The organism is Saccharopolyspora galaxeae, from assembly GCF_016526145.1.
GTDB lineage: Bacteria > Actinomycetota > Actinomycetes > Mycobacteriales > Pseudonocardiaceae > Saccharopolyspora_C > Saccharopolyspora_C galaxeae.
The window spans coordinates 350,803-375,895 of record NZ_JADDUE010000003.1 but is presented as its reverse complement, the minus strand read 5'-3'; the positions used below and the strand labels follow the sequence as shown (position 1 = coordinate 375,895).

The following is a 25,093-nucleotide window of genomic DNA, read 5'->3' as shown; positions in this document are numbered from 1 at the left end:
CGGGCACGCTCGGCAGTGCCGGATAGTAACTTGGCGATCACCTGGTCAGGTGACCGCCCGTCGATCTCGGCTCTCGGGCGGTCGCTGGTAGTGGCGGCGCCTGCCGCCGCGCCGCGCCTCCGCTGCCCGTGCACCGGTGACCGCGGGACGTCGGCGAGCACCGCACGGACGGCTTCGGCGGAGGCGACCCCGTTCGCTCCGGCGCCCGCGTCCCGGGCTCCACGAACCTGCGCGAACCGCGGTCAGCGCGTCGGCGCGAACGTCGCGATGACCTGCGGATTGGCGTCCGCCCAGCGTTGCGCGGCGGCTTCCTCCTGGCCCTTCGGCGCACTGTTGATCTCGTTCTCCAGCGAGGCGAGCTGCTGGTCGTTCAACCGGAACTTGTGCACCATCCCGGTCACGTCCGGGAAGTCGGCGCTGAAGCCCTCCCGCCCGGCGGCGTGGATCTGCTCCGCAGCGCCCATCGCGCCGCGCGGGTCCGCCAAGTCCTTGATCGGGTACTTCGCGTACGCCCAGTGCGGGTGCCACAGCGTGACGACGATCGGCTGGCGCTCGTTGATCGCGCGCTCCAAGGAGGCCAACATCGCGGTCGTCGACGAGGTCTGCAGCGTGTACTCGCCTGCGAGGCCGTACTGCGGGATCATCTGGTCCCGCGTCACCCGGCTCAGCCCTGCGCCCGGATCGATGCCGGTGATCGTGCCGTGGAACTCGGCGCCCCGGCCGCGCAGGTCCTGCAACGAGTTCACGTCGGTCAGGTACTTCGGCACCGCGATGTTCAGCGTCGCCTGGTCGTACCAGACCCCGAGGTCCTCGAGCTGACCGCGGTACTGGTTCCAGTAGTCGGCGTGCGTCTGCGGCAGCCAGGCGTCCATGAACAGGTCGATGTTGCCGCGCGCCAGGCCCGCGTAAGTAGGTCCGGCCTCCAGCTCGGTCAGCTGCACCTGGTAGCCCTGCCGCTGCAGCAGCACCTTGTAGAGGTTGCTGACCGCGATCGCCTCGTCCCAGGCGATGTAGCCGATGTTGATCCGCTTCGCCTGCTGCCCGGTGCCCGCTTCCCGGCCCCCGCACCCGGCAGCGACCAGCACCAACGCGGCGAGCATCGCCAAACATGCCACCAGCCGACGGGTCCAACGCTTCTTCGGCATGGCACTTCCCGCCCTTCCTAGGCGACCGGCGCGGTCTCCTCGGCCGCGCGCGAGACGGGGGAGCGGTCGGCCAGCACGGCGGTGATCCGGTCCAGGTAGACCGCCAGCACCACCACCGCGACCCCGGCTTCGAAACCCGCCCCCAACTGCACCCGGGTCACCGCGGTGTAGACCTCGGTGCCCAGTCCTTCCGCGCCGACCATGCCCGCGATGACCACCATCGACAGCGACAGCATGATCACCTGGTTGATGCCCGCCATGATCGACGGCATGGCCAGCGGCAACTGGATGCCGGTGAGGATCCGCCGCGGCGGCGCCCCGAACGCCTCCCCGGCTTCGACCACCTCGGCGTCGACCTGCCGGATGCCCAGCTCGGTCAGCCGCACTCCGGGCGGCAGCGCGAAGATCACCGTGGCCACCACGCCCGGCACCGCGCCGATGTTGAAGAAGAAGATGACCGGGATCAGGTACACGAACGCGGGCATCGTCTGCATCAGGTCCAGCACCGGCCGCACCACGTGGCTCACCACCCGCTCGCGCGCGGCGAGGATGCCCACCGGGATCGCCACCACGATCGCGATCACGGCGGCCACCAGGACCAGTGCCAGCGTTTGCATCGCGGGCTGGAACTCGCGCATCCCGGCCACCAGCCCGAATCCGATGATGGTGAACAGCGCGAACCGCCAGCCGCGCAGCCACCAGGCCAGCGCCGTGAGCACCAGCACCAGCAGCCACTGCGGTGGCCACAGCAGCGCCGCGGTCAAGCCGTCCACCGCGGAACGCACCACCAGGTCGATGAAGTCGAAGACCGGCCCGATCGTGTCGTTCAACCAGTTCACGACGGCTTGGAACCAGTCGCCGAGCGGGATGCGGGGCACTTCAGGCATCCGGGGCCTCCTGAGATCGCTGATCACCCAGCGCCCGCAGCAGCACCGCCGGAGTCAGCGCGCCGAGCAGCCGCCCTTCGCCGTCCACGACCGGCAGCACGGCTTCCGCGGTCGCGCGTCCGAGGACTTCGCGCAGCGGCCGGTCCCCGGTGATCGGCTCGGCCGTCGGGGACACGACGTCGCGGATCTCCGCGAGCCCGTCCCGCGCGGCCCGTCCGGCGGCGGCCGCGTCCACGCTGCCCAGCAGCTTGCGCTCGCCGTCGGTGATCAGCAGCCGCTCGGCGCCTTGCAGCGCCGCCAGCGCGTGCTGCGGCGTGCGGTCGGCGGACACGGCCAACTCCGGATCGGCCACCTGCGCGGCGGTGAGCACCCGGCTGCGGTCGACGTCCCGGACGAACCGGGCCACGTAGTCGTCGGCGGGACCGCGCAGGATCTCCGATGCGGTTCCGAGCTGCACGATGCGACCGGCCCGCATCACCGCGATCCGGTCGCCCAGCCGCATCGCCTCGTTCAAGTCGTGCGTGATGAACACGATCGTTTTGGCGAGGCGTTGCTGCAATTGCGCGAGCTGGTCCTGCATGTCCCGTTTGATCAGCGGGTCCAGCGCGCTGAACGCCTCGTCCATCAGCAGCACGTCGGTGCCCGCGGCCAGCGCGCGAGCCAGGCCGACGCGCTGCCGCATCCCGCCGGAGAGCTGCTGCGGGAACCGCTGCTCCCAACCGGTGAGTCCGACCATCTCCAACGCCTCCCCGGCCGCGCGCCGCGCCTGCCCGGCGGGATCGCCCTGGATGCGCGGGCCGTATTCGACGTTGTCCAGCACGGTGCGGTGCGGCAGCAGCGCGAAGTGCTGGAACACCATGCTCATCGTGCGCCGCCGCAGGTCGCGCAGTGCGTTGCCGGACAGCGCGGTGACGTCTTCCTCGTCGGCGTACACGTGGCCTTCGGTCGGTCGCAGCAGGCCGTTGAGCATCCGGATCAGCGTGGACTTGCCGGAGCCCGACAGCCCCATCACCACGAAGATCTCGCCGGTGGCCACGGTGAACGAGGCGTCCAGCACCGCTGCGGTGGCGCCCTCGGCGCGCAGCCGCGCGGTGTCCGCGCCGTCACGCAGCCGCCGCAGCGCTTCGGCGGGATGCGGACCGAAGACCTTGCAGAGCTCGTCCACCCGTACCGATGTCAAATCCCGCCTCCCGCGAACCGTCCCGCCTCCGGCGAGCCGGAATGGGTCGCACGGCACCGGGTCGCGCGATGAGGAACGACATTCCCCGTGCGAATGAGGATACGACCTGGAACCCGGGAAAGAACCCGGATCGAAAGTCCCCTCGACCGTGGCCGAGAACCGATCCAGCGGGCTGCGACCTGCGCGGACCGCGAGCTGTGCGGCGAAGACCGGCAAGCGCGGCGAAGCTCGCGCCGCGGCGATCGCGGAAGGTGCGCAACGGCGGGCCGGGACCGACCCCGCGGGTGCCTGCGAAGCGGTCCGAATCGGGTCCGGCGGTGCTGCTGCGGAGCGAGAGGCACCCGCCCGGGCGCGCCGGAGTGGTTCTCACCATGTGTAACGGGGGCGCGTCCGCCGACCGGCGACGTTTAAGGTCGGGTACATGCAACCCTGGTCGTCGGTATCCGTGCCCCAGGTGCAGGGCACCCCCCGTCCGCTCCGGCTGCACGACACCGCCACCGGCGAGGTCCGGCCCGTCGCGCCCGGCCCGCTGGCGCGGATGTACGTCTGCGGCATCACCCCTTACGACGCAACGCACCTCGGGCACGCCGCCACCTACCTGGCGTTCGACCTGGTGCACCGGATCTGGCTGGACAACGGCCACGACGTGCACTACGTGCAGAACGTCACCGACATCGACGACCCGCTGCTGGAGCGCGCGGAGCGGGACAACGACGACTGGATGGTCCTCGGGATGCGCGAGACCGCGCTGTTCCGCGAGGACATGGAGGCGCTGCGGGTGCTGCCGCCGCAGGACTTCATCGGCGCCGTGGAGGCCATGCCGGAGATCATCGAGGCGGTCGGCAAACTGCTGTCCTCCGGCGCGGCATACCGGGCCGACGACGCCGAGTACCCGGACATCTACTACCGCCACGACGCCACCGGCCGCTTCGGCTACGAGTCGAACTACAGCGCCGCGGACATGGACCGCTTCTTCGCCGAGCGCGGCGGCGATCCGGAACGGCCGGGCAAGGAGCACCCGCTGGACGCACTGCTGTGGCGGGCCGCGCGCCCGGGTGAACCGTCTTGGGACTCCGAGCTCGGGCCGGGCAGGCCGGGCTGGCACCTGGAGTGCTCGGTGATCGCGCTGAACCGGCTGCGGATGGGCTTCGACGTCCAGGGCGGCGGTTCCGACCTGGCGTTCCCGCACCACGAATACAGCGCAGCGCACGCCGAGGCGCTGACCGGGCAGCACCCGTTCGCCCGGCACTACTGCCACGCCGGAATGGTCGGCCTGGACGGCGAGAAGATGTCCAAGTCCAAGGGCAATCTGGTGTTCGTGTCCCGGCTGCGCGGTGACCGGGTGGACCCGATGGCGGTGCGGCTGGCGCTGCTGGACGGGCACTACCGCGCGGACCGCTCGTGGACGGCGGACGCGTTGACCGCGGGCTCCGCCCGGCTCGCGCGGTGGGGCTCGGCGGTTGCGCTGCCGGCCGGGCCGTCCGCGGACGAGGCGATCGCGGGTCTGCGGGACCGGCTCTCCGACGACCTGGACACCGAGCGGGCGCTGCTGGCGGTGGACGCCTGGGTGGACGCGGCGCTGTCCGGCGGTGGTTCGGACGAGTCGGCGCCGGGTGCGGTGCGGGATGCGGTGGACGCGTTGCTCGGGGTCCGGTTGTAGTTTCGCGCGCCCGATTGCGGGCGAAATTGTTTTCGCGGAAGGTGTCGCGGCAATCGTTCGGTCGATCGCCGCGGCACCTTTTCCTTTTCCGCGCGGTTCGTGCGCCGAAGGTTGCCTCCGCAATCGGCGGAAGTCGGACCGGTGCGACCTGGCCGAAAATCCCCCGGCGCGTTTCGGCATCGCGGCGCACGTCGGGCCGAGCACTTGGCGTGATTGATGCCATGCCGCCAGTGGAGTAGTCGCGGCGATCCGGTTACGCGCAATTGGACGAGTTGATTCCTGCTGAACGGGCATCATTGCAGGTCGAGAGTGTTCGCGATGCGGCGGGCGTCATTCGGATGGCGGAATAATCTGAATATTCTCGATCTTTGGCGGAGACACGAACGTCCGATTTGGTGACCCTGCGCGTACGTTGCGCTTTTCCTCGCTCGCCGAAAACCGACTGAACCGCCGGTAGCCGCGTGACTTTCCGAATTCGCTCTGGTTGGATCCCGGTCCATGACTCGGCACGAACCACGAATTGGCGATCGCATCGCGGGTCGTGAGGTGCAATGGTGACGCGGGTCCGCGACGTGCTGGAACGCTCCCGGAAATCGCTGCTCGACGGCACCGCCCGGCAACGCATCGAAGGCTCCACCCGGCACCTGCTGGAACGGTCCCGCGCGACGGTGGCCCAGTTCGTCGGCCAGCCCGCGACCCGCGAGACCGGCCCGCAGGAGATCCTCGCCGGGGTGTGCTCCAGCGTGGCGCTGCGCGACCTCAACCTCGTCGACTCGCTGCTGGAGCAGCTGGAGAAGATGGAGGCCGAGGAGGACGACCCGGACGCGCTGGCGCGGCTCTACCGGCTGGACCACCTCGCGACCCGGCTGCGGCGCAACGGCGAGAACCTGCGCGTGCTGGCCGGGCGCGACGCCGGCGGCGGCAGCTCCGAACCGGCCTCGCTGGTCGACGTGATCCGCGCGGGCGTTTCCGCGGTGGAGCACTACGCCCGCGTCGAGCTGGGCACGGTCGCCTCGCTCGGTGTCGTCGGCTTCGCCGCCGACGACGTCAGCAGGCTGCTGGCCGAACTGCTGGACAACGCCACCTCGCACTCACCTCCGACCTCGCAGGTCACCGTCAGCGCGCACCTGACCGAACAGGGCAGCGTGCTGGTGCGGGTGGAGGACGCGGGCATCGGGCTGCCCGCCGCGCGGCTGTCCGCGCTCAACGAGCGGCTGGCCAGCGCGCCGGTGCTGGACCGCAACGCGGTGCAGCACATGGGGCTGGCGGTGGTGCGGCGGATCTCCGCGCGGCACGGCGTCCGGGTGTGGCTTTCCCGGCGCGCGCCGCATGGCACGATCGCTTCGGCGCTGCTGCCCGCTGCGCTGGTGCAGGAGACCCCGGGCGCGAATCGCGCCGGCCCGAACCGGCCGCGCAAGGAGGCCAAACCGGCGCCCGCGCCCGCACGCGCGACGAGACCCGGTGGGAACGGGACCGGGCGTTCGATACCCGGCGCCACCGGCACGGTGATCGCCGAGGCCGTTCATCCGCAGCGGCCCGCCGATGACGACGCTTCGGCCGCGCCGACCACGCCGAACGGCCTGCCGCGCCGCGTTCCGCAGAGCCTGAAGGAATCGGCCCGGCCCGCGCAGCAGCCCACCGAGCACGACCCGCAGGAACAGCGCGCCGGTCACGAGCAGCTGCTGGCCGACCTCGGCGACTTCGCCGACGGCGAACAGGCGGCCAAGCAGCGGCCCGGCAATCAACAGCAGCACAGCAATCAACAGCAGCACAGCAAGGAACAGCAGCCCGGCCGGCAACAGCGGCACAGCCAGCAACAGCGGCCCGGCCACGAACAGTCCGGCGCGCAACGGCACGACCGGGATCAGCACACCCACGAACAGCCGGACGCCCAAGACCGGCCGGGCTCCGGCCGCACGCCCGGAGGAAATCAGCAGTGACGGCGGGAAACGACACCACAGGACGCGATTTCGGCTGGCTCGTCGACGACTTCGTCGACCGCGTGGCCGGAGCCACCCACGCGCTGATCCTCTCCGCGGACGGCTTGCCGCTGGCCGGGTCCTCGTCGATCTCCGGCGACGAGGCCGAGCAGCTGGCCGCCATTTCCAGCGGCGTGCTCAGCCTTGCGCACAACAGCGCTGCGCTGTTCGACAAGGGGACTTGCGAGCAGATCATCATCCGGCTCAGCCAGGGCTATTTCCTGTTCATGGGCATCGGCTCGGGCGCCGGGCTGGCGGTGCTGACCGCGCACGACGCGCAGATGCGGGTGGTGGCCTACGAGATGACCCAGTTCGTCGAGAACACCGGGCACGCGCTGACCCCGGAGGTGCGCGCCGACCTGCGCCGCGTGGTCAGCGCGCGGCGGCCGGCGTGACGCGGATGCGGGAGGTAACGAGATGAGTGCAACCGCGCGGAGCGATTCCGGCGCGGCGGGGGAGCAACACCAGAACTCGCAGGATCGCGGAGCCCAGGACTCCGAGCCGCACCACCTCCGGGAACCGGGACGCACGCACCCGGATTCCGGCAAATCCCCGGATCCCGGCAGGCCCCCGGATCCCGGAAGACCCCCGGATCCCGGAAGACCCGAGTCCCGCAGCAGCCGGGTGCGCCCGTACGCGCTCACCGGCGGCCGGACCCGCACCCGCCACCAGCTGCTGGTGGAGACGATGATCTCGGTGCCGAACTACGACGCCGAGTTCGCCACCGGGCTGCTGCCCGAGTCGCGGTCGGTCTACGAGTCCGCGCGCAGGCCGATCTCGCTGGCCGAGCTCTCCGCGATCCTGAGCATCCCGCTCGGCGTGATCCGGGTGCTGGTCAGCGACCTGGCCGCGGACGGCGCGGTGTTCATCCACCCCACCGGGCACGCATACCGCTACGACCACGACATCCTGGAGAGGGTTCTGGATGGCCTCAACAAGCTCTCCGCATGACCCCGCCGAGCTGATGCTCTCGGCGAAGATCGTCATCGCGGGCGGGTTCGGCGTCGGCAAGACGACGTTCGTCTCCTCGGTCTCGGAGATCCCTCCGCTGAACACCGAGGCGTGGATGACCGAGGCAGCTGCGGGGATCGACGAGCCGGATCCGGAGGGCGCGAAGACCACTACCACGGTGGCGATGGACTTCGGCCGCATCGAACTGCATTCCGACCTGATGCTGTACCTGTTCGGCACGCCCGGGCAGGCCCGCTTCTGGTTCCTGTGGGACGACCTGGCCCGCGGCGCGCTGGGCGCGGTGATCCTGGTGGACACCCGGCGGGTGCAGGAGTCCTTCGCCGCGATCAACTACTTCGAGCACGACTCGGACGTGCCGTTCATCGTCGCGCTGAACCTCTTCGACGGGCAGCTGCCCTACGAGCTCGACGAGGTGCGCGACGCGTTGGCGCTGAGCCCGGAGACCCCGCTGGTCACCTGCGACGCCCGCGACAGCGTGTCCACTGTGGACGCATTGCGCGCGCTGGTGTCGCACACCATGCGGCTGAACGTGGTCTCCGGCGCGGCATGATCGAGCAGGAGGACGAGTAGGCGATGCGCAAGATACTGATCGTCGGTGCCGGGCAGGCCGGGCTGCAACTGGCGCTCGGGCTCAACGACCAGGGCTACGACGTGACCGTGATGTCCGCGCGCACCCCGGAAGAGATCCGCAACGGCCGCGTGACCTCCACCCAGTGCATGTTCCACAACGCCTTGCAGCACGAACGCGACCTCGGGCTGAACCTCTGGGAGGAGCAGACGCCGAAGGTCACCGGAGTCGGGGTCTCGGTCGGCGGCCCGGACGGTTCCCGCGCGCTGGAATGGGTCGGGCTGCTGGCGGGCTACGCGCAGTCCGTGGACCAGCGGGTGAAGATGGCGGGCTGGCTGGAGCTGCTGGAAAACCGCGGCGGCAAGGTGATCTACCACGGCGTGACCACCGCCGACCTGGACCGGCTCACCGAGCACTACGAACTGGTGCTGGTCGCCGCGGGCAAGGGCGAACTGGTCGAGCTGTTCGACCGGGATCCGCAACGCTGCAGGTTCACCTCGCCGCAGCGGATGCTCACGGTCTCCTACGTGCACGGCGCGGGGCGGCGCCCGGAGCACCCGGACCGCGACGCGGTGCGGTTCAACCCGTGCCCGGGGGTGGGAGAGCTGTTCGTGATCCCCGGCTACACCTTCAGCGGGCCCTGCGAGATCCCGTTCTTCGAGGCCGTCCCCGGCGGCGCGCTGGACTCCTTCCGGGACCGCCCGGAGCCGGCCGAGCACTGGCAGCGGATGCTGGGGCTGATGCGCGAGTACTTCCCCTGGGAGTACGAGCGCTTCGCGGGCGCCGAACTCACCGACGCCCGCGGCACGCTGACCGGCGGCTACACGCCGGTGGTGCGGAAACCGGTCGGCCGGCTGCCTTCCGGCGGGGCGGTGCTCGGCATGGCCGACGTGGTCGTGGCGAACGACCCGATCACCGGGCAGGGCTCCAACAACGCCGCCAAGTGCGCGGCGTCGTTCCAGCACAGCATCGTCGAACGCGGCGCGGAACCGTTCGACGCGGACTGGATGCGGACCACCTTCGAGCGGTACTGGGATTACGCGGCGCACGTGACGAGGTGGACGAACGCGATGCTGGAACCGCTGCCGGAGCACATGATGCGGATCCTGGGCGCGGCGCAGCACAGCGACGAAGTGGCCGGGCGGTTCGTGAACGGCTTCGACGATCCCTCGACCTTCGCCGAGTGGCTGTTCGACCCGGAGCTGGCCGACCGGTACCTGGCCTCCGTGGCGTGAGCTGAACGCGAGAACGCCCTCCGCGCGGAGGGCGTTCTCGCCTGAAGTCAGCCCGGTCCCGGGCCGAGCGGTCCCTTGCCGCCGGGGCCGCGGCGGCGCAGGTAGCGCTCGAACTCGGCGGCGATGGCGTCACCGCTGGTCTCGGTCAGCTTCACCTCGGCGTCTCCGCGTTCTTCCAGCGCGCGGACGTAGTTGCGGACGTCCTCGTCCTCCTCGGCCATCTCGCTGACCGTGGTCTCCCACTCCTCCGCCTGGTCCGGCAGGTTGCCCAGCGGCACCTCCAGGTCCAGCGTCTCCTCCACGCGGTGCAGCAGCGCCAGCGTGGCCTTCGGCGACGGCGGCTGCGAGACGTAGTGCGGCACCGCCGCCCAGAACGCGATCGACGGGATGCCCGCCTGCACGCAGGAGTCCTGGAAGATGCCGACGATGCCGGTCGGGCCTTCGTAGCGGGACCGCTCCAGCCCGTAGTGCGCGGCCGCATCCGCGTCGTAGGCGGTGCCGGTCACCGGCACCGGCCGGGTGTGCGGCGCGTCGGCCAGCAGCGCGCCCAGCGACACCACCGTGCGCACGCCTACTTCGTTGAGGTGCCCGAGCAGTTCGGAGCAGAACGCGTTCCAGCGCATGTTCGGCTCGATGCCGTGCACCAGCAGCACGTCGTGGTCGGCACCCGGCGGCCTGCACACCGACAGCCGCGTGGTCGGCCAGGTCACCTGGCGGGTGACGCCGTCGATCAGCTTCACCGTCGGCCGGGAGACCTGGAAGTCGTAGTACGGATCCGGGTCGATCTCGGTGAGCGGGTCGGCGTCCCAGGTCAGTTCCAGGTGCTCGATCGCGGAGCTGGCGGCGTCGCCTGCGTCGTTCCATCCTTCAAAGCCCAAGATCGCCACCGGGCCGTCCGGTTTGGCCGGTCCGGTGCCGTTCCGATCGGCCTCGGTCTCGCCGGCGCCGTTCGTGCCGGTCCCGGTCTCGCTGGCCGCTGTGGGGCTCCCTTCGGTCCGGTCCACCGGGTCTGCGGAGCGTGGTTCGCGATCGTTCACCGTGTCAGCCTACGACCTATCGCGAACCGCAGCGCCCGACATCCCGCAACCGGACACGCGCCGCCGCCGGAGGGATCGGCCACCTTCCTTGTCAAGGTCCCGCGGGGTTTTGCTCTACTGGGACGCGTGGCAACTGCGAGCACGCCGGGAACCGGCCGCGATGACTGATACCGCCCCCGCCGCCGTCCTGTTCGACATGGACGGCACCCTGGTCGACTCCGAAAAGCTGTGGAGCATCGCGCTGGGCGACTACGCGACCTACCGCGGCGGCGAGCTCAGCCTGGCCACCCGGGAGACCATGGTCGGCTCCAACATGAGCACCAGCATGCGGATCCTGCTGGAAGCCCTCGGCCTGAGCACCACCGAGGCCGAGGTGGCCGCGGCCGCCGACTGGGTCGAAGCCCGCAGCGCCGAACTGTTCCGCGGCGGTCTGCCGTGGCGGCCGGGTGCGCAGGAGGCGCTGGCGGGCGTGCGCGCGCTCGGCGTGCCGACCGCGCTGGTGACCTCCACGATCCGCTCGCTGGCCGAGATCGGGCTGGACACCCTCGGCAGGGACTCCTTCGAGGTCACCGTCTGCGGCGACGAGGTGGGCGGGCGCAACAAGCCGGACCCGGAGCCCTACCTGCGGGCGGCCCGGCTGCTCGGCGTGGACCCCGCCCGGTGCGTCGCGGTGGAGGACTCGCCGACCGGTGTGGCCGCGGCCGTCGCCGCCGGGTGCACGGTGCTGGCGGTGCCGTGCGAGGTGCCGCTGGAACCGGGGGAGCGGCGCGTGGTGCGCGAAAGCCTCGAAGGGCTCGACGTGCGCACGCTGGGTGCGCTGCTGCCCGGCGCGTGAGGGCTGCCGGGTGCTGCGGGCTGCCCGGTGGTGAGGTGGCTGTGGTCCGCCCGCCCGCCGAATGCGAGGATCAGCGCTCGTGAAGACCTTCGACGAGCTGTTCAGCGAGCTCCAGGACCGCGCAAGCAACCGCCCGGACGGCTCGGCGACCGTGGCCGCGCTGGACGCCGGGGTGCACGCGCAGGGCAAGAAGGTCATCGAGGAAGCCGGTGAGGTGTGGCTCGCGGCCGAGCACGAGTCCGATGCGGCCCTCGCCGAGGAGATCTCCCAGCTGCTGTACCGGCTGCAGGTCGTGATGCTCGCCCGCGGCCTGACCCCGCAGGACGTCTACCGGTACCTGTGAGTTCCTCAGCCCGGTAGGCCGTTTCCGCGCATCGCGTTGATCCGATCGCGTCGTGTCGGCCCGCCCGCGGCGATCACTGCGCCATAATGGGCTCAGACGATCATGGAGCCGGGGGAAGAGAGTCGGGGGTGAGCGAAATGTCCGTCGTGCAGCCGGGATCGGCGGCTCCGCGGTGGGAGCTGCTCGCAGGAATGCCGTGCTGGATCGAGCTGGCGACCACCGATGTGGACCAGGCGTGCGAGTTCTACGCCGGGCTGTTCGGCTGGGATTACACGGTGCACGACGAGGGGCAGCGAGGCGAGCACATCATCGCCTCCCGGGAAGGCTTCCCGGTGGCCAGCATCCGGCGGTCCGCCGCGGACCATTCGGTGTGGCGGCTGTTCCTCGCCGTGCAGGACGTGCACGCCAGTACCGAAGAAGCCGAACGGCACGGCGCCGAGCTCGCCGTGCCGATCACGCACGTGCCGGGCATCGGCTCGAAGGCGGTGCTGCTCGGCCCCGCCGATGCCGAGTTCGGGCTGCTGACCCCGGCGGAGTCCTGGCAGTTCGACGTCGGGCTGCCGGGCACGCTGATGTGGGCCGAACTGGTCACCATCAAGGCGCAGGCCGCGGACACGTTCTTCCAGTCGATGTTCGGCTACACCGCCGAGCAGTTCGGCGCGGAGAACCGCTCCAACTACTCCGTGTGGTACCTGGCCGACGAGTCGGTGCTGGCGCGGGTCAGCATGATCCGCGACTACCTCACGCCCAGCACCCGGCCGCACTGGCTGGTGTACCTGGGCGCGGACGCGGAAGAGGGCGTCGACGAGCTGGTGCACCGGGCGGTCGGCCTCGGCGGGCGCATCCGCGTCGACCCGTACGGTTCCAGCATCGGGCGGGTCGCGGTGCTGCGGGACCCGACGGGCGCGCGGTTCGCGGTGGTGGACGGCACGCAGGCCACCGACTGGTTCGACAGCGCCGCCAACTTCGACCCGTACGACGACTGAGCTCGCAAGTGCTCGTCCGTTGAGCTCGTTTTGCTCGGCCGGCGGAACCGGACCGGCGTCCGGAGCCGAACAATCCCAGGACAGTTGAAAAGACGAGCGGGCACGTTCGGCCCGGTAGCGGAACCGCCCCGCTGCCGGGCCGCTTGCTGGGAGCTCGCCGCACTCGGCCGCGTTCGCCGACCGCGGAGAGATCAGTCGGCGCGGTCCAGCGCGGTCTCCTGCCCAGGATCCGGTTCCGGCCAGCCCGGGTACGGCGGCGGGGTGCCGCCGAACGACGGGCACAGCGCCTTGTGGTCGCAGTAGTCGCACAGCTTGCTGGGGCTCGGCCGGAAGTCCCCGGTGCGCCCGGCCCGCAGGATCGCCTGCCAGATCGCCTCCAGCGTGCGCTCGAACCTGCGCAGCTCAGCCTCGTCGGGGGTGTAGGCCAGCGACTGCTTGTCCGCCAGGTACATCAGCAGCAGTTGGCGCGGGATCTCGCCGCGAGTGCGCCACAGCACCAGCGCGTAGAACTTCATCTGGAACATGGCCTTGGCCTCGCCGATCTCCCGCGGGGCCGCACCGGTCTTGTAGTCGACCAGCCGGATCTCGCCGGTCGGAGCCACGTCGACGCGGTCGATGAAGCCGCGCAGCAGCAGCCCGGAGTCCAGCTCGGTCTCCACTCGCAGCTCGCACGCCTCCGGCTCCAGCCTGCGCGGGTCCTCCAGCTCGAAGTAGGAGTCCACCAGCTTGCGCGCCGAGCCGAGCCACTTCGTCAGCTCCGGGTCGTCGGTGAACAGCGCACCGAGCTCGGGCTGCTCGGCCAGCAACTCCTCCCATGCCGGTTCGAGCAGGTCGCGGGCGTGCTCGGCGTCGCGTTCGGCCGTCGGCAGCGCGAACATCCGCTCCAGGGTGGAGTGCACGACCGTGCCGCGGACCTGGGCCCGCGTCGGCTGCTCCGGCAGCTTGTCGACCACGCGGAAGCGGTAGAGCAGGGGGCACTGCTTGAAATCGCCCGCTCGCGAGGGCGAGAGCGCGGGGCGCCGCCTTCCGGAGGACGTCCGCTGGGCCGCCCCCGGCGTGCCGGAGTTCTCGACGTCCGGCGAGCGGTGATCCGCGGCAGCATCGCTCGACGAAGGGCCGCCCGAGGGAGGACCGCCCGCGCACGGATCATCCGGGCGAGCACCGTCCCGCTGCGTGCTGTCCTGCGTAGCTGTGCTGGTCCGGGCCGGTTCCGACATGGTCCGCACGATAGATCAGCGCCCCGACAAGATCCCAAGCACGCCGGATCACCGGCGGTTCACCGCGGCCGTTCTACCCTTTCGGCCATGCCCGCCACCAACGCCCGCAGCCGCTCCGCATCCGGCGACGGCGGTCTGCTGCTGTGCCGGGTAGCCGGTGTGCCGGTGCTGCTGTCGCCGTCGTGGTGGCTCGGCGCCGTGCTGATCGTGCTGCTCTACACCCCGCTGGTCGGGCACATCCTCCCGCAGGCGACAACGTTGACCAGCGCGCTGATCGCCGCCGTGTTCACCGTGCTGCTGGGAGCTTCGGTGCTGCTGCACGAGTTGGGCCATTGCGTGGTGGCGCTGCGGCTCGGGCTACCGGTGAGCCGGGTGCGGCTGTTCCTGCTGGGCGGCATCTCCGAGATCACCCGCGCACCGTCGAAGCCGGGGCACGAAGGTCTGGTGGCCGCGGCCGGTCCCGCGGTCTCCCTGCTGTTGGCCGCGGCAACCGGGATCGGTTGGTTCGCGGTGACGCCGCACGGGGCGGTGTGGCTGCTGATCGCGCAGACCTGCGTGGCGAACCTGGTCGTGGCGCTGTTCAACGTGCTGCCGGGGCTGCCGCTGGATGGCGGGAGGATGCTGCGCGCGCTGCTGTGGGCGATGACGGGCAACCGGCACACGGGCACCAACGCGGGTGTCGTGGGCGCCGGTCTGGTGGCCGCGGCGCTGCTCGTCTACGCGCTCGTGGGCCTGCTGAGCAACACCGGCGACCAATGGCTGCGGCTGGCCGTGTCCGTGTTGATGGCTTGGTTCGTGGTGGCTGGGGCGAGCGCGGAGCACTCCTCGGAACACCGCAAGAGCCGCCCGACGAGGTTGTCCCTGCCCAAGCTGATGCGGCCGGTGCTGCAGCTGCCCGCGGAGAGCCCGGTCGGCGACGCGCTGGTCGCCGCGGCCGGGCGCGGCGTCGTGCTGGTGCGCGCCGACGGCATCGCGGTCGGCCTGCTGGACCAGACCGCTGCCGAGCGGCTGGCCACCCGTTCGCCGCAGGATCCAGCCGAGCGCGCCGCCGAACCCGTCGAACCGGACACCATCCTGCTCTACAGCGAATCCGGCGAAGCCGTGCTGGAGCGGGTGCGCACCGTGCGCGCCTGGCAGTTCCTGGTGATCGATTCCGAGGGGCGGCCCTGCGGGGTGCTGCGCCGCGAGGACGTGCGCAACGCGCTCAACGCCCGCAGACGCAGGCAGTGAGCGGGGCGCGCGCAAGAGCCCGGCGCACCCCTCTGCGACGATGGTCCGCCGTACCCGCCGCCGTGGATCTCACCGGCCGGCGGCTTTTCCCTTCTTGCGCACATGGAGGTCCGACGCACGTGAGCACCGTCAGCGGTGAGTTCGAACCCGGCGACCGGGTCCAGTTGACCGACCCGAAGGGCCGCCGCTACACCGTCGTCCTGGAGAAGGGCGGCGAGTACCACACCCACCGCGGCGTGCTGGCGCACGACGACCTCATCGGCAGTCCGGAAGGCTCGGTGGTGACCTCCGCGGGTGGCACTTCGTTCCTGGCGGTGCGGCCGCTGCTGGCGGACTACGTGCTGTCCATGCCGCGCGGTGCTCAGGTGATCTACCCGAAGGACGCCGCGCAGATCCTCATGTGGGGCGACATCCGGCCCGGCGCGCGGGTGCTCGAAGCGGGCGCGGGTTCGGGCGCGCTCACGTGCTCGCTGCTGCGTGCCGTGGGCGACGAGGGCAGCGTGACGTCCTACGAGGTCCGCGCGGACCACGCCGAGCACGCCGAGCGCAACGTGCGCAAGTTCTTCGGCGAGGTCCCGGAGAACTGGACGTTGCGGGTCGCCGACCTCACCGACTACGACGGCGGCCAGGTGGACCGCGTCGTGCTGGACATGCTCTCCCCGTGGGACGTGCTGGACACCGTGTTCGACAAGCTCGTCCCCGGCGGTGTCCTGGTGGCGTACGTGGCCACCACGACACAGCTCTCCCGGGTCACCGAGGCGCTGCGCGAGCAGCAGTGCTGGACCGAGCCGCAAGCCTGGGAGACGATGCTGCGTCCCTGGCACGTCGTGGGCATGGCCGTGCGGCCCGAACACCGGATGGTCGCGCACACCGCGTTCCTGCTGGTCACCCGGCGGTTGGCGGACGGTGTCACGCCACCGCGCCCGCAACGCAGGCCGAGCAAGGGCTGACGCCGCGCACGATCACGACCCGGCTCATCGAGCCCCGAGCCTGCACACCTTCCACCGGCCGTCCTCGACCTCCAGCAGCAGCGCCTGGGCCACCGGTATCCGCGCCCCGTCCAGCTCGTAGGTCCCGGTCAGTTCGGCGCGGGCCTGCCGCCCCTGCGCGGTGACGGGGCCGAGCCGCAGCTCGAACCGGCCCTGCGAGAGCTGCCCGAGCTGCTGGTCGAGTTCGGCCCGGTTGGACTCGCACAACGAGGAGCCGAGCGCGCCGAAGTCGCCCGCGTTGACCTTGTCGACCATGTCCTGGGCGACCGGCCGGGGTTCGCCGGGATCGTCGCCGCCGAACAGGAGCAGCCCGCCGACCACCGCCGCCGCCACGACCAGCACCCCGGCGCCGCCGAGCACCCACGGCAGCCGGCGGCGCCCGCGCGGCTCCGCCTCGATGTCCGGGAACGGTTCGCGGTCCTGCGCGCCGAAGTTCTCCCAGTCCGGTGCGGGCGGGAACGACGGTTGCGGACCGCCGAACTGCGCGTGTTGCGGCGGCGGGAACGGCTGCTGTCCCGGCTGCGCGGGGTTTCCGGTGATCGGCCCCTTCGGCAACCCGGCGTGCTGGTTGCCGTAGAAGGCGGGCTGCTGCTGCGATTCCGGCGCATCTTCGTCCGCGTCCTCAGCGGCTCGCCGGCCCCACCCGCCCGGGTCGGGCTGCTGCGGCGGATAGGTCATGTCCACCCCCAGGGGTCGTCCGGGCACAACGGCGTCCGGTGCGGTGCGCCCGGTGTGCGGCTAGGCAAGTAGACCAGAGCGGGGAGGCGCCCAAGAGCGGAGCCGATCAACCCGCTGGGCGTGAGATGTCCTACACGAGGATCTCGTGGACCGAGGTTTGGGCCGGTCGCAGCAGCGCTGTGTTCCAAATGGTGGGAGCTGTGACGATTCGCCGACACGCCCGTGCGCGTCGGCACTCCAACGACACCCGGTTGTCGGCTCCCGGACACCCGGATGCCGCCATCCCGTCCGAAATGCCGTGGCGGAGCGGAAAACTCGTGGGTTCGGCGCCGAGTCCGGCCGGGACCGCACAGCGGCACCCGCACCGAACGGACCATGATCGTGAGCACACCGTGGTCGGCCGCCGCGCCCGCCGCGCCCGGGCGTGCTCGGTGGCCGCTGCGAAGTCATGGGTATTCGCCGATTTTTGTGGCACGCTGGCGGATCCGGCGGGCAATCACGACGCCGCCGTCGTCGGTGATCGCCGGTACCGTGGTGGTACGAGCACGGGAGGAGGGTGCCGACATGCAGCACGACCGTCCCGGCAGCCAGCCTGAGGAGGGCGGCGAGCAGCAGCCCGGTGACCAGACCGAGCTGCGAAGCCAGGTCCGTCTGCTCGAAGACGAAGTGGCATTGCTGCGCCGAAAGCTCAACGAATCCCCCCAACAGGCCCGGTTGCTGGAAAAGCGGCTGGCCGAGGCATCCGAGCGGGTGAGCCAGCTCACCGAACGGAACGCCAAACTCACCGAGACCCTGAAGGAAGCGCGCGGCCAGCTCACGGCCCTGCGCGAGGAGGTCGACCGGCTGGCGCAGCCACCGAGCGGCTACGGGACCTTCATGACCCGCTTCGAAGACGGCACGGTCGACGTGTTCACCTCCGGTCGCAAGATGCGCGTGGCGGTGTCGCCGAACGTGGACGTCGAACAACTGAAACTGGGCCAATCGGTCCGGCTCAACGAGGCGCTGACCGTGGTGGAGGAAGGTGCCTTCGAGCAGATCGGTGAAGTGTGCACCTTCCGCGAGGTGCTGCCCTCCAGCGGCGGCGACGGCTCCGGCCTGCCGCGTGCGCTGGTGCAGGGCCACACCGACGAGGAACGCGTGGTGTGGCTGACCGAACCGCTGTTCGACCTGGGGCTGCGCTCCGGCGACTCGGTGCTGGTCGACAGCAAGGCGGGCTACGCCTACGACACCGTGCCGAAGGCGGAGGTCGAGGACCTCACGCTGGAGGAGGTGCCGGACGTCGGCTACCTCGACATCGGCGGCCTCGGCAACCAGATCGAGCAGATCCGGGACGCCGTGGAGCTGCCGTTCCTGCACTCCGAGCTCTACGTGAAATACCAGCTGCAGCCGCCGAAGGGCGTGCTGCTGTACGGCCCGCCCGGCTGCGGGAAGACGCTGATCGCCAAGGCGGTGGCGAATTCCCTGGCCAAGAAGGTCGCCGCGGCCCGCGGGGACGACGACGGCCAGGCGAAGTCGTACTTCCTGAACATCAAGGGCCCCGAGCTGCTGAACAAGTTCGTGGGCGAGACCGAGCGGCACATCCGGCTGATCTTCCAGCGGGCCAGGGAGAAGGCTTCCGAGGGCACCCCGGTGATCGTGTTCTTCGACGAGATGGACTCGATCTTCCGCACCCGCGGCAGCGGCGTCTCCTCCGACGTGGAGACCACGATCGTGCCGCAGCTGCTGTCCGAGATCGACGGTGTCGAGGGCTTGGAGAACGTCATCGTCATCGGCGCCTCCAACCGCGAGGACATGATCGACCCGGCGATCCTGCGGCCGGGCAGGCTCGACGTGAAGATCAAGATCGAGCGGCCGGACGCCGAGTCGGCCAAGGACATCTTCTCCAAGTACCTGACCAAGGAACTCCCGATCCACGAGGAGGACCTGCGCGAGTTCGGCGGCGATCAGGACACCTGCGTGGACGCGATGATCCAGACCACCGTCGAGCGGATGTACGCCGAGACCGACGAGAACCGGTTCCTGGAGGTCACCTACGCCAACGGGGACAAGGAGGTCCTGTACTTCAAGGACTTCAACTCCGGGGCGATGATCCAGAACATCGTGGACCGGGCGAAGAAGTCCGCGATCAAGTCGGTGCTCGACACCGGGCAGCCGGGCCTGCGGGTCCAGCACCTGCAGGACGCGATCGTCGACGAGTTCGCCGAGAACGAGGACCTGCCCAACACCACCAACCCGGACGACTGGGCGCGGATCTCGGGCAAGAAGGGCGAGCGCATCGTCTACATCCGGACCCTGGTCAGCGGCAAGAACCAGGACTCCGGCAGGGCGATCGACACGGCCACCAACACCGGCCAATACCTGTAGGAACTGTTTCGGACTTGTTCTGGCTGCTTTGGTGGTTACTGCTCAGCGGCTTCGCCGCTGACTAAAAGAAAGACAGCGGGTTCCGGCAAGGACGGAACCGAGTGGTTCCCGTGGCGGGTGCCGGACTCCGGTGCCCGCCACGGGTGTGTGCGGGGTCCGGGTGTCGATCCCGGCGGCGGGCGGTTAGGTTCGCAGCATGATCTCCACGCGCCGGATCGGTCTGGGCTTGGCCGCGCTGGGCCGCCCCGCTTACATCAACGTCGGCCGCACCGACGCGCTGCCCGAGCACCGCACCGCCGCAGCGATGCGCGAGCACACCGCGGTCGTCCTGGACGCGGCTTACGCGGCCGGGGTGCGCTGGGTGGACGCGGCTCGTTCCTACGGCAGCGCCGAGGAGTTCCTGGCGGCTTGGCTGGGTGAACGCGGCCACGAGGACGTCACCGTCTCCAGCAAGTGGGGCTACGCCTACGTCGCGGAGTGGCGCATCGAGACCGAGGTGCACGAGGTCAAGGAGCACTCGGTGGAGCGCCTGCGGGAGCAGTGGGCGCAGACCCGCGAGCTGCTCACCGACCGCGTCGACCTCTACCAGGTGCATTCGCTGACCACGGACAGCCCGCTGTTCGAGGACGCCGCGTTGCAGCAGGAGCTGGCGAAGCTGCGCGATTCCGGCGTGCGACTGGGCATCTCCACCAGCGGTGCGGCGCAGGCCGAGACGATCGAACGCGCGTGGGAGCTCGAAGCGGGCGGGCAGCAGCTGTTCGGCGCGGTGCAGTCGACGTGGAACTCGCTGGAACCTTCGGCGGGACGGGCGCTGCGCGCGGCGCACGACGGCGGCTGGCAGGTGCTGGTGAAGGAGTCGCTGGCCAACGGGCGGCTCGCGGTGAATCCGCCGGAGCAGGTCGCGCGCATCGCCGAACGGCGCGGCGTGGGGCCGGACGCGGTCGCGCTGGCGCACGTGCTGGCGCAGCCGTGGGCGGACGTCGTGCTCGTCGGCCCGGCGGGGCCGGAGCAGCTGCGGTCGAACCTGGCGGCGTGCTCGGTGGAGCTCACCGACGACGAGCTGCAGGAACTCGCTTCGGTGGCGCGGGACGCGCCGACCTACTGGGGTGAGCGTTCGGCGCTGCCGTGGCACTAGGGAGCCTTCAGCGGGTCGCGCGGCGCGAGCGGCCGCGACCAGCTGGGCAGGCCGGACCTCGTCGCCGTCCAGCGGCAGCGGGTTTCCGCACGCCGAGCGTGCCGTTCGGTCCCGGTCGCGACGGCGTGCCCATGTGACGCGCTGCTAGTCGTGGTCCTGCCGCCAGCTCAGCCATTCCTCGACGAACTGGCGCCCGTCCGGCACGAACGGCCACGCCGGGTCGGCGAGCCGGGCGCGCAGTTCCGCGATGCGCATCCACCAGCCGTCGGCGACCTCTTCGGGCTGGTGCACGATCGGCCCGCTCCACCGCGCTTCGTACAGGAACGCGTGATACCGGACCGTGCCCTGGTCGAACACCGACCGGAACAGGAACCGCACCGGCGCGTCCCGGATGCCGAGTTCCTCGGCGAGCTCCCGCTGGGCGGTGCTGTCCGGCTCTTCGCCGGCCGCCACGACGCCCCCGGCGCAGCAGTCGTGCATCCCGGGGTGCACGTCCTTGTCGTCGGTGCGCCGGTGCACGTACACCGATTCCCGGTCGGGTGAGAGCACCAGGACCGACGAGGCCGCGTGCCAAAGCCCGTCGCGGCGCATCAGCCAGCGCGGCGCCGCACCCGCGACCCGGCCGCTGCGCTCGTAGATCGCCACCTGCTCGTCCTGCGCTCCCACGCCGCCATCCTCGCAGAACCGCATCCGTGCCAGAGCTGCACGTGAATCCCACGAGACACCGGCGTGCCACCCACCGCGGTAACGGGGCCGAACGCACATCGCCGGAAACTCTGCTCAGCGCCGTTGAACCCGTAGGCTTCCAGGTATGCGGCGGATCATGGGAACAGAGGTGGAGTACGGCATCGTCGTGCCGGGCGACGCGACGGCCAACCCGGTGCTGACCTCCACCCACATCGTGCTCGCCTACGCGGCCGCGGCGGACATCCCGCGCGCCCGCCGGGCGCGGTGGGATTACGAAGTGGAGTCGCCCCTGCGGGACGCCCGTGGTTTCGACCTCGGTGCGCAGGCGTCGCAGAACAACGGTTCGGACAGCGACGACCTCGGCGCGGCCAACGTCATCCTCACCAACGGCGCCCGGCTCTACGTCGACCACGCGCACCCCGAGTACTCCGCCCCCGAGGTCACCAACCCGCGGGACGTGGTGGTCTGGGACAAGGCCGGTGAGCGGGTCATGGAGGAGGCCGCGATCAAGGCGGCCAGCGTGCCCGGCACCGCGCAGATGCAGCTGTACAAGAACAACGTGGACGGCAAGGGCGCCAGCTACGGCACCCACGAGAACTACCTGATGGCCCGGAGCACCCCGTTCACCGCGGTCATCGCCGGGCTGACGCCGTTCTTCGCGTCGCGCCAGGTGATGTGCGGCTCCGGCAGGGTCGGGCTCGGTCAGGCGGGGGAGAAGCCCGGCTACCAGCTGTCCCAGCGCTCCGACTACATCGAGGTCGAGGTCGGGCTGGAGACCACGCTCAAGCGCGGCATCATCAACACCCGCGACGAGCCGCACGCCGACGCCGACAAGTACCGCAGGCTGCACGTCATCATCGGCGACGCCAACCTCGCCGAGACCTCCACCTACCTGAAGGTCGGCAGCACCGCGCTGGTGCTGGACATGATCGAGTCCGGGGTGCGCTTCGACGACCTGAAGCTGGCCGATCCGGTGCAGGCGGTGCACGCGATCAGCCACGACCCGTCGTTGCGCCAAGTGGTCGAGCTCGCCGACGGGCGCCGGTTCACCGGCCTGGACCTGCAGCGCGCCTACCACGAGCGGGCCGCGCAGCACCTGGAGGCCAACCCCGACCAGGTCGGCCGCGAAGTGCTCGAAACCTGGGGAGAGGTGCTGGACCTGCTCGGCGGCGACCCGATGGACTGCGCCGATCGGCTGGACTGGCCCGCCAAGCTGCGCCTGCTGGAGAACTACCGCGAACGCGGCAACCTCGGCTGGGCGTCCCCGAAGCTGCACATGATCGACCTGCAGTACTCCGACGTGCGGCTGGGCAAGGGCCTGTTCAACCGGCTGGTCGCGCGCGGTTCGATGCGCCGGATCGTCACCGAGGACGAGGTCCGCGCGGCGGTCACCGAGCCGCCGGAGGACACCCGCGCCTACTTCCGGGGCCGCTGCCTGGAGCGCTACCCGGCGGCGGTCGCGGCGGCGTCCTGGGACTCGGTCATCTTCGACCTGGGCCGGGACTCGCTGGTGCGCATCCCGACGCTGGAGCCGCTGCGCGGCACCCGCTCGCACGTGGGCGAGCTGCTGGAGGCCGCCTCCAGCGCCGAGGAGCTCGTCGACTCGCTCACCCGCGGCTGAACGGTCCGGCACCGGAAAGCCCGGGACCGACGACTCCGGATCGGTTCCGCGCTCCGGGAAAAGATCCGACGCCGCCCCTTCGGATGTGGGCGAACAGGGGTTCTGCTGGGTACTGTTCAGTCAGGATGTCCTTGTCCGGCGACCACGTCCGAGGCTGATCGGGTTAACCGGGGCGAATCGGGCACCGGCACCGGTGGCGGTACCGGCATCCGGAGGGACGGACATCCAAGGACGATCACCGGGAGGCGAGATGTCCCAGGAAAAGGTCCAGCGGCCCGACGGCGGGGACGACGACGAGGAATCGGGTCCGGAAGCCGCCGGTCAGGAACGTCGCGAGAAGCTCGGCGAAGACGTCGACGCCATCCTGGACGAGATCGACGACGTCCTGGAGGAGAACGCCGAGGACTTCGTGCGGGCGTACGTGCAGAAGGGCGGCGAGTAACCGCCCGGGGCGGCACCGCCGGGCCGGTATGACACGGTCCGGCGGTCTTCGCTCGAGGACCCGATCATGATTAGAGTGCGGGGAGGCCCGGGCCCGGGCCTCCCCGCACGGTCCCCGCAGCGGCCTCGTGCCGCCGGGACGGCCCGTCACTTCGAGGAGACGATGTCGCCGATGGAATCCAGCTCGGCCCGGAACTCCCCGGGTTCGGCACTGCCCGCCGCCTACCTCACGTCCGGGTCCTCGTCGTTCACCGACTTCCTCCAGGCCACCGCACCGGAGATGCTCCCGGGCAACCGGGCGGCGGCCGCGCCGGAGGGAACCACCGAGGCTCCGCACGGCACGACGATCGTCGCGCTGACCTTCCGCGGCGGTGTGCTGCTGGCCGGTGACCGGCGCGCCACGATGGGCAACGTCATCGCGCAGCGCGACGTGGACAAGCTCTACGTCACCGACGCCTACTCGGCCGCGGGCATCGCGGGAACCGCGGGCATCGGGCTGGAGATGGGCCGACTGTTCGCGGTCGAACTGGAACATTACGAGAAGCTGGAAGGCGTTCCGCTCTCGCTGGACGGCAAGGCGAGCAAGCTCGCCGCGATGCTGCGCGGGAACCTGCAGGGCGCGATGGCCGGACTGGCGGTGGTTCCGATCCTCGTCGGCTTCGACACCGCCGCGGAGGACCCGGATCGGGCCGGGCGGATCATCTCCTACGACATCACCGGCGGCCGCTATCCGGAGGTCGGCTACCACGCCATCGGCTCCGGTTCGCTGTTCGCGAAATCGGCGCTGAAGAAGCGCCACGATCCGGATGCGGACGTGGACTCGGCGGTGCGCAACGCGGTCGAATCGCTCTACGACGCCGCCGACGACGACACCGCCACCGGCGGCCCCGACCTCTCCCGGCAGATCTATCCGACGGTCGTGACGATCACCGGTGCCGAGGGCGCGGTCCGGCTCTCCGACGAGCGGGCCGCGGCGGTCGCCGAGCAGGTCGTCCAGGGCCGTCAGGAGAACCCCGGCGGCTGAGGTCGCCTCCGCACGTTGTCGTACCCCCGCGGCGCCGGCGCGCCGAACGATTCGATCCAGGAGTGCCTGCTGTGACGATGCCGTTCTACACCTCTCCCGAACAGTTGATGCGGGAGCGCTCCGAGCTGGCCCGCAAGGGCATCGCGCGGGGGCGCAGCGTGGTGGTGCTCAAATTCGCCGGGGGTGTGCTGTTCGTCGCGGAGAACCCGTCCACGACGCTGCACAAGGTCTCCGAGATCTACGACCGGATCGGGTTCGCCGCGGTGGGCCGGTACAGCGAGTTCGAGAGCCTGCGGGTCGCCGGCGTGCGCATCGCCGACGTGCGCGGCTACTCCTACGACCGCCGGGACGTGACCGGCCGCGCGCTGGCCAACACCTACGCCCAGCACCTCGGTGCGATCTTCACCGAGCAGATCAAGCCGTTCGAGGTGGAGATCTGCGTGGCCGAGGTCGGCGCCACCGCCGAGTCCGACCAGCTCTACCGCCTCACCTACGACGGGTCGATCGTCGACGAGCCGCAGTACGTCGTGATGGGCGGGCAGGCCGACGCGATCACTTCGACGTTGAAGGATTCCTTCTCCGACGGGCTCGAGCTCGGCCCGGCCGTCGAGGTGGCGGTGAAGGCGCTGGGGTCCGGTGGGGAGAACTCCCGGGAGCTGGGCAGCAAGCAGCTCGAAGTGGCGTTGCTGGAGCGGGAGCGGCCGCACCGGACGTTCCGCCGCATCTCCGGTGCGGCGCTGGAAGCGCTGCTGCCGAAGGAGTCCGGTAAGGACTCCGAGGGCTCGGACGACGACAAGAACGGTTCCGAGGACAAGGGGTCGGGCAGCGGCAAGTAGCCGCATTGACTTCCACCGCGGTCGAACTCGCATCGTGGTCGGTG

At 70.7% G+C, this 25,093-nt stretch carries 23 protein-coding genes and 1 pseudogene; 17 read left to right on the top strand and 7 right to left on the bottom strand.

From position 1 onward, the window contains the following. Window positions 1–242 precede the first annotated feature (242 nt). Genes INP57_RS09405 through INP57_RS09395 form a run of 3 tightly spaced genes read right to left on the bottom strand, consistent with a single transcriptional unit; the run spans window position 243 to window position 3,197 of the window. Window positions 243–1,145, bottom strand: a complete 903-nt coding sequence (locus INP57_RS09405) for a glycine betaine ABC transporter substrate-binding protein (protein ID WP_200069718.1) — start codon at window positions 1,143–1,145, stop codon at window positions 243–245. 17 nt (window positions 1,146–1,162) lie between these two features. Then, window positions 1,163–2,032, bottom strand: coding sequence for an ABC transporter permease (locus tag INP57_RS09400; RefSeq protein ID WP_200069717.1), 870 nt, complete (start codon window positions 2,030–2,032; stop codon window positions 1,163–1,165). Next, complete coding sequence (locus INP57_RS09395; protein WP_200069716.1) at window positions 2,025–3,197, bottom strand: quaternary amine ABC transporter ATP-binding protein; 1,173 nt, start codon at window positions 3,195–3,197, stop codon at window positions 2,025–2,027. Before INP57_RS09395 ends, INP57_RS09400 begins: the two co-directional genes overlap by 8 nt. A 436-nt stretch (window positions 3,198–3,633) precedes the next feature. On the opposite strand from INP57_RS09395, the gene mshC reads away from it, so the two are divergent. From mshC to INP57_RS09365, 6 genes are all read left to right on the top strand, one after another. Next, a complete protein-coding gene (gene mshC / locus INP57_RS09390) occupies window positions 3,634–4,872 on the top strand; it encodes a cysteine--1-D-myo-inosityl 2-amino-2-deoxy-alpha-D-glucopyranoside ligase (RefSeq protein ID WP_200069715.1) in 1,239 nt (412 codons plus the stop codon). A 551-nt stretch (window positions 4,873–5,423) separates the two neighbouring features. Beyond that, a complete protein-coding gene (locus INP57_RS09385; protein WP_200069714.1) occupies window positions 5,424–6,812 on the top strand; it encodes an ATP-binding protein in 1,389 nt (462 codons plus the stop codon). Then, on the top strand, window positions 6,809–7,246 hold the full coding sequence (locus INP57_RS09380; protein WP_200069713.1) for a roadblock/LC7 domain-containing protein: 438 nt from the start codon (window positions 6,809–6,811) through the stop codon (window positions 7,244–7,246). Before INP57_RS09385 ends, INP57_RS09380 begins: the two co-directional genes overlap by 4 nt. Window positions 7,247–7,475: 229 nt before the next feature. After that, window positions 7,476–7,802 carry a DUF742 domain-containing protein gene (locus INP57_RS29445; RefSeq protein ID WP_295140706.1) on the top strand — a complete coding sequence of 109 codons (327 nt, stop codon included), beginning with the start codon at window positions 7,476–7,478 and terminating at the stop codon, window positions 7,800–7,802. After that, on the top strand, window positions 7,777–8,373 hold the full coding sequence (locus INP57_RS09370; protein ID WP_200069711.1) for a GTP-binding protein: 597 nt from the start codon (window positions 7,777–7,779) through the stop codon (window positions 8,371–8,373). The genes INP57_RS29445 and INP57_RS09370 overlap by 26 nt, the downstream gene beginning before the upstream one ends. 23 nt (window positions 8,374–8,396) lie before the next feature. After that, window positions 8,397–9,626 (top strand): styrene monooxygenase/indole monooxygenase family protein, encoded by a 1,230-nt coding sequence (locus tag INP57_RS09365; protein ID WP_200069710.1) that lies wholly within the window; start codon window positions 8,397–8,399, stop codon window positions 9,624–9,626. Window positions 9,627–9,673: 47 nt separating this feature from the next. Here INP57_RS09365 and INP57_RS09360 read toward each other — a convergent pair whose 3' ends face one another. Then, window positions 9,674–10,513, bottom strand: coding sequence for a PAC2 family protein (locus INP57_RS09360; RefSeq protein WP_200069910.1), 840 nt, complete (start codon window positions 10,511–10,513; stop codon window positions 9,674–9,676). 310 nt (window positions 10,514–10,823) lie between these two features. Between INP57_RS09360 and INP57_RS09355 the strand changes: the two genes are divergently transcribed. From INP57_RS09355 to INP57_RS09345, 3 genes are all read left to right on the top strand, one after another. Continuing rightward, window positions 10,824–11,498, top strand: a complete 675-nt coding sequence (locus INP57_RS09355; protein ID WP_200069709.1) for an HAD family hydrolase — start codon at window positions 10,824–10,826, stop codon at window positions 11,496–11,498. 79 nt (window positions 11,499–11,577) lie between these two features. Next, entirely contained in the window at window positions 11,578–11,841 is a 264-nt protein-coding gene (locus INP57_RS09350) for a phosphoribosyl-ATP diphosphatase (protein ID WP_200069708.1), read from the top strand. 137 nt (window positions 11,842–11,978) lie between these two features. Next, a complete protein-coding gene (locus INP57_RS09345) occupies window positions 11,979–12,827 on the top strand; it encodes a VOC family protein (RefSeq protein WP_200069707.1) in 849 nt (282 codons plus the stop codon). Between the two features lie 191 nt (window positions 12,828–13,018). On the opposite strand, the pseudogene INP57_RS09340 reads toward INP57_RS09345, so the two are convergent. Then, a pseudogene (locus INP57_RS09340) lies at window positions 13,019–13,855 on the bottom strand (RecB family exonuclease); the annotation flags it as partial. 276 nt (window positions 13,856–14,131) lie between these two features. Here INP57_RS09340 and INP57_RS09335 point away from each other — a divergent pair. Both INP57_RS09335 and INP57_RS09330 read left to right on the top strand, forming a co-directional pair. After that, a complete protein-coding gene (locus tag INP57_RS09335; protein WP_200069705.1) occupies window positions 14,132–15,274 on the top strand; it encodes a site-2 protease family protein in 1,143 nt (380 codons plus the stop codon). Window positions 15,275–15,393: 119 nt separating this feature from the next. Beyond that, window positions 15,394–16,224: a tRNA (adenine-N1)-methyltransferase gene (locus tag INP57_RS09330; RefSeq protein ID WP_200069704.1), complete on the top strand. Its 831-nt coding sequence runs from the start codon at window positions 15,394–15,396 to the stop codon at window positions 16,222–16,224. Between the two features lie 24 nt (window positions 16,225–16,248). Here the strand turns inward: INP57_RS09330 and INP57_RS09325 are convergent, their stop codons facing one another. Next, the gene (locus INP57_RS09325) at window positions 16,249–16,941 is read right to left on the bottom strand and encodes an Rv0361 family membrane protein (RefSeq protein WP_200069703.1); all 693 of its coding nucleotides are present in this window, start codon (window positions 16,939–16,941) and stop codon (window positions 16,249–16,251) included. Window positions 16,942–17,505: 564 nt separating this feature from the next. On the opposite strand from INP57_RS09325, the gene arc reads away from it, so the two are divergent. Further along, window positions 17,506–19,305 carry a proteasome ATPase gene (arc, locus tag INP57_RS09320; protein WP_200069702.1) on the top strand — a complete coding sequence of 600 codons (1,800 nt, stop codon included), beginning with the start codon at window positions 17,506–17,508 and terminating at the stop codon, window positions 19,303–19,305. 196 nt (window positions 19,306–19,501) lie between these two features. Then, window positions 19,502–20,440 carry an aldo/keto reductase gene (locus INP57_RS09315; protein WP_200069701.1) on the top strand — a complete coding sequence of 313 codons (939 nt, stop codon included), beginning with the start codon at window positions 19,502–19,504 and terminating at the stop codon, window positions 20,438–20,440. 144 nt (window positions 20,441–20,584) lie between these two features. Here the strand turns inward: INP57_RS09315 and INP57_RS09310 are convergent, their stop codons facing one another. Continuing rightward, complete coding sequence (locus tag INP57_RS09310; protein ID WP_307849980.1) at window positions 20,585–21,106, bottom strand: NUDIX hydrolase; 522 nt, start codon at window positions 21,104–21,106, stop codon at window positions 20,585–20,587. A 145-nt stretch (window positions 21,107–21,251) separates the two neighbouring features. Here INP57_RS09310 and dop point away from each other — a divergent pair, with 145 nt between their 5' ends. The 4 genes from dop (at window position 21,252) to prcA (ending at window position 25,049) form a co-directional block, all read left to right on the top strand. Further along, complete coding sequence (gene dop, locus INP57_RS09305; RefSeq protein ID WP_200069700.1) at window positions 21,252–22,748, top strand: depupylase/deamidase Dop; 1,497 nt, start codon at window positions 21,252–21,254, stop codon at window positions 22,746–22,748. 250 nt (window positions 22,749–22,998) lie between these two features. After that, the gene (locus INP57_RS09300) at window positions 22,999–23,190 is read left to right on the top strand and encodes a ubiquitin-like protein Pup (protein WP_200069699.1); all 192 of its coding nucleotides are present in this window, start codon (window positions 22,999–23,001) and stop codon (window positions 23,188–23,190) included. 171 nt (window positions 23,191–23,361) lie between these two features. Then, window positions 23,362–24,213 carry a proteasome subunit beta gene (gene prcB / locus INP57_RS09295; protein ID WP_200069698.1) on the top strand — a complete coding sequence of 284 codons (852 nt, stop codon included), beginning with the start codon at window positions 23,362–23,364 and terminating at the stop codon, window positions 24,211–24,213. Window positions 24,214–24,284: 71 nt separating this feature from the next. Further along, a complete protein-coding gene (prcA, locus tag INP57_RS09290; RefSeq protein WP_200069697.1) occupies window positions 24,285–25,049 on the top strand; it encodes a proteasome subunit alpha in 765 nt (254 codons plus the stop codon). Window positions 25,050–25,093: the final 44 nt, after the last annotated feature.

Bases quoted from the DNA above. Each gene is read 5' to 3' on its own strand.
- INP57_RS09405 (WP_200069718.1), bottom strand. From the start codon at position 1,145: ATGCCGAAGAAGCGTTGGACCCGTCGGCTGGTGGCATGTTTGGCGATG.
- INP57_RS09400 (WP_200069717.1), bottom strand. From the start codon at position 2,032: ATGCCTGAAGTGCCCCGCATCCCGCTCGGCGACTGGTTCCAAGCCGTC.
- mshC (WP_200069715.1), top strand. From the start codon at position 3,634: ATGCAACCCTGGTCGTCGGTATCCGTGCCCCAGGTGCAGGGCACCCCC.
- INP57_RS09385 (WP_200069714.1), top strand. From the start codon at position 5,424: ATGGTGACGCGGGTCCGCGACGTGCTGGAACGCTCCCGGAAATCGCTG.
- INP57_RS09370 (WP_200069711.1), top strand. From the start codon at position 7,777: ATGGCCTCAACAAGCTCTCCGCATGACCCCGCCGAGCTGATGCTCTCG.
- INP57_RS09365 (WP_200069710.1), top strand. From the start codon at position 8,397: ATGCGCAAGATACTGATCGTCGGTGCCGGGCAGGCCGGGCTGCAACTG.
- INP57_RS09355 (WP_200069709.1), top strand. From the start codon at position 10,824: ATGACTGATACCGCCCCCGCCGCCGTCCTGTTCGACATGGACGGCACC.
- INP57_RS09345 (WP_200069707.1), top strand. From the start codon at position 11,979: ATGTCCGTCGTGCAGCCGGGATCGGCGGCTCCGCGGTGGGAGCTGCTC.
- INP57_RS09335 (WP_200069705.1), top strand. From the start codon at position 14,132: ATGCCCGCCACCAACGCCCGCAGCCGCTCCGCATCCGGCGACGGCGGT.
- INP57_RS09325 (WP_200069703.1), bottom strand. From the start codon at position 16,941: ATGACCTATCCGCCGCAGCAGCCCGACCCGGGCGGGTGGGGCCGGCGA.
- arc (WP_200069702.1), top strand. From the start codon at position 17,506: ATGCAGCACGACCGTCCCGGCAGCCAGCCTGAGGAGGGCGGCGAGCAG.
- INP57_RS09315 (WP_200069701.1), top strand. From the start codon at position 19,502: ATGATCTCCACGCGCCGGATCGGTCTGGGCTTGGCCGCGCTGGGCCGC.
- dop (WP_200069700.1), top strand. From the start codon at position 21,252: ATGCGGCGGATCATGGGAACAGAGGTGGAGTACGGCATCGTCGTGCCG.
- INP57_RS09300 (WP_200069699.1), top strand. From the start codon at position 22,999: ATGTCCCAGGAAAAGGTCCAGCGGCCCGACGGCGGGGACGACGACGAG.
- prcB (WP_200069698.1), top strand. From the start codon at position 23,362: ATGGAATCCAGCTCGGCCCGGAACTCCCCGGGTTCGGCACTGCCCGCC.